The sequence below is a fragment of the Sporofaciens sp. JLR.KK001 genome (assembly GCF_036941055.1).
GTDB lineage: Bacteria > Bacillota > Clostridia > Lachnospirales > Lachnospiraceae > Sporofaciens.
The window spans coordinates 1-6,001 of sequence record NZ_JAYMNO010000006.1 but is presented as its reverse complement, the minus strand read 5'-3'; the positions used below and the strand labels follow the sequence as shown (position 1 = coordinate 6,001).

At 38.5% G+C, this 6,001-nt stretch carries 5 protein-coding genes; 2 read left to right on the top strand and 3 right to left on the bottom strand.

Annotated elements, in window-relative coordinates; translation table 11 throughout:
* Positions 1-211: 211 nt before the first annotated feature.
* Positions 212-409, top strand: coding sequence for an integrase (locus VSQ62_RS32240; protein ID WP_502957897.1), 198 nt, complete (start codon positions 212-214; stop codon positions 407-409).
* A 204-nt stretch (positions 410-613) separates the two neighbouring features.
* The gene (locus tag VSQ62_RS32235) at positions 614-2,023 is read left to right on the top strand and encodes a hypothetical protein (RefSeq protein ID WP_334638780.1); all 1,410 of its coding nucleotides are present in this window, start codon (positions 614-616) and stop codon (positions 2,021-2,023) included.
* A 471-nt stretch (positions 2,024-2,494) separates the two neighbouring features.
* On the opposite strand, the gene VSQ62_RS32230 is transcribed toward VSQ62_RS32235, so the two are convergent.
* From VSQ62_RS32230 to VSQ62_RS32220, 3 genes are all read right to left on the bottom strand, one after another.
* Positions 2,495-3,421, bottom strand: coding sequence for a tyrosine-type recombinase/integrase (locus VSQ62_RS32230; protein ID WP_334638779.1), 927 nt, complete (start codon positions 3,419-3,421; stop codon positions 2,495-2,497).
* Positions 3,422-3,484: 63 nt separating this feature from the next.
* Positions 3,485-4,012 (bottom strand): hypothetical protein, encoded by a 528-nt coding sequence (locus tag VSQ62_RS32225; RefSeq protein WP_334638781.1) that lies wholly within the window; start codon positions 4,010-4,012, stop codon positions 3,485-3,487.
* A 190-nt stretch (positions 4,013-4,202) separates the two neighbouring features.
* Complete coding sequence (locus VSQ62_RS32220; protein WP_334638778.1) at positions 4,203-5,405, bottom strand: MarR family transcriptional regulator; 1,203 nt, start codon at positions 5,403-5,405, stop codon at positions 4,203-4,205.
* Positions 5,406-6,001 lie beyond the last annotated feature (596 nt).

The window sequence follows — 6,001 nt, the reverse complement described above, 5'->3', positions numbered from 1 at the left end:
ATGCTAGTAAACGAAGAGGGATAAAACAGTCTGGACGAATTCTGTAACTAACGCTTCAGATGATGGTGGATGATGATATGTTGTATAGGGATCCTTTCGGCGTTGAACCAGATACAGTGGTGGTAAATGACAGCGTGACAAGAGAGGCTGTGGCTGTATTACGGCTCATGTCTGCCGCCGCACCTACTGCAATAACATGGTCAAGCCAGGTATGAATACAAAGACGCTCCAATATTTGACGGGGCATAGTGATATCGGGGTAACGCTAAATGGATACACCCACCTTGGACTGGAGGACTTAGAGGGTGAACTGGAATGGATGGAAGAATTGGAAAGTGCGAGGAAAGAGCTGGATAGGACAAAGGGAGAAAATGATATCACAAAAAATGTTCCGGTTAATTTAATATAGAAAGGCTAGACGCTCTGTCTCGGCAGGGCGATTTTCTGTAGCTGCTGTAATTTGTATGTGATATTTTATGCTGGATATGGTATAATCAGTTTTTGATGATGGTATATCAATCAGAAAAAGATTTTTGAAAAATAGAGTAAAAATATTTGAGTGTTGAATGTGACTGATTACAAAAAGAAATTATTAAGGAGTAGATTGTTTATTATGAAAAAAATAGCAGACAATTTTTGCGGTTATCTAAAGGTAGGGGATGACAAATATACATACTATGTATCAGAGAATATAGTTACTTTGCTTCCGGCTCAAAGTGATAAAAGAAAGATATATGAGTCTTTTGATAAAATACAAAATCGTAATATAGAGCGACCAGAGTATCTGTATGGTGAAGATAATGGTGGCATGATTGCAATATTGCGCAATGGGAAATTTAGTACCAGTGGTATGGGTTTTAGTCCTATTATTAAGTTTTCAACTCCTATCATAATAAAGGCAAGCGGTAATGCACAAGGCTTTTTTGGTATGATGACAGAGCCTTGGGAGAAATTTCATGCCATTACATTTTATGGTGGGAACATAAATGCCCTATGCGATCCCGGATTGGCAATCCAGCCGCCTGATGTTGACCAATATTTAAAATATGATGGAGCAAGGGAAATTAGAATGCGACCTTGGAGTGAGTACACTCGTTCAATTGACTTTAAAATAGGAAATGAGAAAGTAACATTAACATTTTCTATTAGACAGGATGGGGGAACAAATGGCATAGGACATCAAGGTGCATATAATCTTGGGAATCTAAATTCTTTTATTCGTTTCTCGTTTGAAAATGCACAGCAATTTGACAGAATACAAGAATGCTATTTAATTGCAAAAAAACTTACTGCGATTTTAACTTCTCAAAATAATGTTTACTTCGAAGGATATCTTAGTCAGAAAAATGCGGATGATAAGTTTTTTGAAACAGGAATTTGCAAAATTTTTGACCGCTATGATAATTACTCTACGAGAAAATGTCATAATGTGATACCGATATTTAGTATTTTTGATTATATACCGAATTTAATCGAGGGAATTGTAAATGGTAAAGCTGACACGTTACTTGAACTTTTGCCAGAAAATAATGATATGGTCAACCGGATATCAATAAAAAATGTTCAGGATTTATGTACAGCGTTAGAGGTCACTTACCATTTGGATGATAAGGGGAGCAGAGAAAAAGATGTTCTCATAGAGGAAATAAAAAAGAATATCAAAAAAACGATAGCAGATTTTTCTAAATCCCATATTGAAATTGATGTTAATAAAGAAACTACAATAAGCAGTGCTTTTCAATATCTTGATTATACATTAAAACAGAAAATTCTTACATTGTATAATGAAAACCATGAAGTGGCTGATGCAATAGTTTCAAAATGGGTGTTGCCACAGGTTAATGAGACTAATATTGCTTCCTTTGTAAATCTACGCAATAACAAAACACATTCTGGTACGGTTGAATGGGGTGATAGTGCAAAATTATATGCACCATTATTGGCTATTGTTTATGCTGGCTTTTTCAAATATATTGGATTGCCAGATGAAATAATTATATGCACATTATTGCAGATTTTTTAGGAAAAGTATAAAAATATGTATAGGGAAAATCTTATCGTTAAATAATGCACGCGCTAGCCGGGAAAATGTACCCATTTCCATAGGGGGGGAGTTTTGTACACTCCTATCCGACTACGGAAAGATTACGAATGAAGACTGTGAATTGCTACGATTTGTCCCATTTACAAAAAGTGTATTAAAACGAGGGTGCTGATATTTAAAATTAGAAGTCCGCAAAATGTGCCAAAACACGGCGTTTCCGGGTATTTTGAAAAAGGAATAAATTATGATTAAAATACTTTTTATCTGCCACGGCACGGCTGGCAAATAAGCAGTAATGAATGAGAAAACGCAACAAATGGTTACACTCTAAAAATAGTAGCTAGAATAGGATTGTCGGCGTAGTGGTTTAGTGAAAGTAATAGAAAAGCAGTGAACATGATTCGGAAAAAAAAGTTCGCTGCTTTTTTACAATAAAAATTAAATTTGCTTTTAGTTTTTATTCAGGTTCATAAAATTCCGTGGATGTTTGGTCGTGAGAATATTATTTTGCTTTGCCATGGAAACGCTTGTATAGATTTCAGTCGTTTTGATTGAGCTATGACCAAGCATTTTTTGTATATATCGGATGTCAACGTCAGCTTCCAGCAGCAAAGTGGCGAATGAATGACGAAACATATGCGGAGTGATATGCATATCAATCATTGCCAGTTTTAAATACTTTACAATCATAGCCCGTACGGATTGTTCTGAATACCGCTGATGAAGCCGATTGATAAAAAACCATCCGGTGGAGAAAATATCTGTCTGGAAGGCAGCATAATATTCAGCTACCACCTTTTTGACATCATCATTGCCAATCTGGATCAGGCGCTCTTTAGAGCCTTTTCCATAAATGATTATTTTGTAGGACACCAGATCTACTTGCTGTAGTCTTAAGGCACACAGCTCTGAGATCCTGACGCCTGTGGAAAAAAGCAACTCAATAATCGTGATGTCACGAAGGATCGCATTGTATTGATAGGTTGTATTTGCAAGTGACTTTTGCTTATACATCGTGGAGATAAAATCAGCAATCGTAGTTTCCGGTATCGTCCGGGGCAGTATTTGTGGTTCCCTGAATTTTACGTTGATCTTGTCAAATGGATTCAGGGTAATAATCTCTTCATAAACCAGATGATGAAAGAAAGCTTTTAGAGCAGCGATCTTTCTTTTGGTAGTCCGAGGCTTATACTGGTCGTGGAGAGATGAGATATACTCGTTTATAGCAGTTTTATCTTCAAAATCAGGATATTCCAGCATAAATGCGTGAAATTGTGCCAAATCAATGCGATAAGCTTTCAGTGTCTTCCTATCCAGTTTTTTAATGGATTCACAGTTTTTCATGTAGTCTGCAATTAAAGTCTCTAATCTGCTCATAAATGAATACTCCTTAGTTTTTTATACTAATTATGAGTATCCATCTATGAAATGTCGATCATTTTATTCTTCAGGGAAAAAAATATTCAGTATCTCAATGGTTTCCCTTGCGGTATACCCCCAGAGTATGGTACTCAGAGATTCGATTGCCTTATGCCTTTTTCGGTAATAAGTGCGATAGGAAATATTGGAAATATGTGACCGCAGCTTCTCTAAGATCTCATTTGTACCGTTCGGCTTCTGGGGAGACAGGAATGTATAGTAGAGGATCCAGTAATACTGTTCTCCGTGTTTGTGGTTGGTTCTAAGTAAATCCACGGAGGAATCCAGCATTTTCAGCATCCGATTACTTCGTTCAATGCTCTTTGCCCGTTCTTCAATATTATCTCCAGATAGATCAGCCCCTGCAGCATAGATAGAATCAAGGAATTCATCTACACTTGTCCCATATTTCAGCCGGAACTGTGTCTCCATCTGGTGGACTACTACCTTCAGGCTATATGTGGCATCCCGGTATCTCCGAAGAAATTTGTAGGTGTCATGAAAGCGTGGATCCTCCTCTGGATTCCAGTCACTTAATCCATTCCGGATATTCCTCTTTCTGGTATCCCTTTTCTTTATATTTGGAGTTTCTGTGCCATTCTTATTTATTCCCTGACTCTTTTTCACATCAGTCTTTGCATCTTCTATTCCTGCATCCTCCGATTCTGCACCATTTGCTCCTGCATCCTTCCATTTTGCTCTTTGCAGCCCTGCATCCTTCCTGCTTGTATCCTTCATCCTACTCAGCTCCCTTCAAAATCTTTTCCACAACATCCGCATACTCTTTCAGAATCGGATTTCTCTCCAGATAATCCTTCTCTTCAGGCTTGACAGTCAGCTCAAACCGATAGGCTGCATTTCCGTAAGGGCAGATAATACTTAGAGTATATATATTTACTATATTCTTGCAGGCAGAGGATAAAGGAGATAATATATAGCGGGTTTTGGGACACTCGCAACACGGAATCCCTTGTGATTTCAGCATTTCCACCACTTTTTGGATGATAAACTGCATGTGCGATTTCGGAACGCACGGATCATTTTCTGGAACGCTGACCTGTTCTTCCTTCACAGCTTCTGAAACGCAGACTTCTCCCTTGTTTTCTGGTACATGGATTGGCAGTTGCATAGTCATAGCGATCTCCTCCTTGTCGATCATCACATCACTAATATCGAACATAACTGACAGATAATCATTCAGATAGATCATGCTGCCATGTTTCCCGGTAAAGGATACTAATGTGATGAGATTCATTTCTTCAAATTTCTTTAAGGTACGTGATATGGTTGTCTTGGAATGGTTCCAGCGGTCGCCCAATGTCTGGAAGCTGGTTACCGGATTGCCAGTGTTGTTGCGGTAATACACAACCGGGCCGGAATAGGAGCCTTGCACAGACGGATCGTTATAGATGGCGTGAATCCACATATCCAAAAGCATGTCCATCTCCGAGCACTTGCCCATGCTGATTAGTTCATGGACTTTGGCAATCGGGAAAAAGAAAAAGCCGTCATCCTTCTTGCAGGGAAAGTTGTACTCCAGTACGGTATTATCCTTTGGCCAGTCTGTAATCTTAAACTTCACAACCTTCTTATTCTCCAGAAGGGAGTATGTGATATAGTTCTGCTTCTGCAGGTACTTCAGGATCGAGACTGCCTGATGCTGGAATCGGCACCGAAACCATGTGCGCAGATCTGCTAGGGTGCAGATCCATTCCCCAGGCCCGACAAGATAAGTCATAGTTTCTGTACGGCGGTAGGATGATCTGTAATTTGCATAAGAGCACAGGACGATGTAATAAAAAAGAAAAGAGCCTCCGTTTGTCCGGATGCCCATGTTAGTGATTAATGACCGTATGAAATCTCTGTAAATTCTGCAGCGTGGGAATTCCACAATCTGCTTCAGTTCTAGTTGATAATCTTGATGGTTCTTAATTTGTTCCATAAATGTCTCCTTTATTTCTTTCAAAATATTTTAGTCTATAAGAAATGAATTGCCCCAATGTATAAATATGATTGGGGTGTCAAAAGGGTATTTTGCGAAAAACATTTGTACAATTTCACTAAAATAGTGGCCTTTAAAACACTTAAAAGGTAGTTGATCGGCATTGATTTTTGTGCAATATAGCAGTGCCTGTTTGAAAAATTAACCTTTTGACACCCTAATCATAAATATGGAAACGGTATATCAATTTCCTTGTAGAAGTGGGAAGCCTATGGTAAAATAAATATAAAATAAGCCGCCAAAAGCAGCTTATGAATAGGCGTCCTTGTGCTAATAAGTTAGTGCCAGTACAGAGTTCAACTCTTGTATTTGCTAATAACCTGCTAATATCACGTCAGAATATTAGCAGATACGAGAGGGAATTTGAGGATATTCCCTCCCCATGAAAATTGTAAAATGTCCAGGGAAATAGGGGCTTCCGAGGACATTAGAGGAGTATAGGCTACACGTAATTTTTTTGGATTGGTATTTCTCCTAAGCGAAGGGTCGGACGTTCAAATCGTCTCAGGGACGCTAAGGGTGCTGGAAATCAAGGA

Excerpts from the sequence above, each read along its gene's own strand:
- VSQ62_RS32240 (WP_502957897.1), top strand. The coding sequence starts at position 212 with ATGAATACAAAGACGCTCCAATATTTGACGGGGCATAGTGATATCGGG.
- VSQ62_RS32235 (WP_334638780.1), top strand. The coding sequence starts at position 614 with ATGAAAAAAATAGCAGACAATTTTTGCGGTTATCTAAAGGTAGGGGAT.
- VSQ62_RS32230 (WP_334638779.1), bottom strand. The coding sequence starts at position 3,421 with ATGAGCAGATTAGAGACTTTAATTGCAGACTACATGAAAAACTGTGAA.
- VSQ62_RS32220 (WP_334638778.1), bottom strand. The coding sequence starts at position 5,405 with ATGGAACAAATTAAGAACCATCAAGATTATCAACTAGAACTGAAGCAG.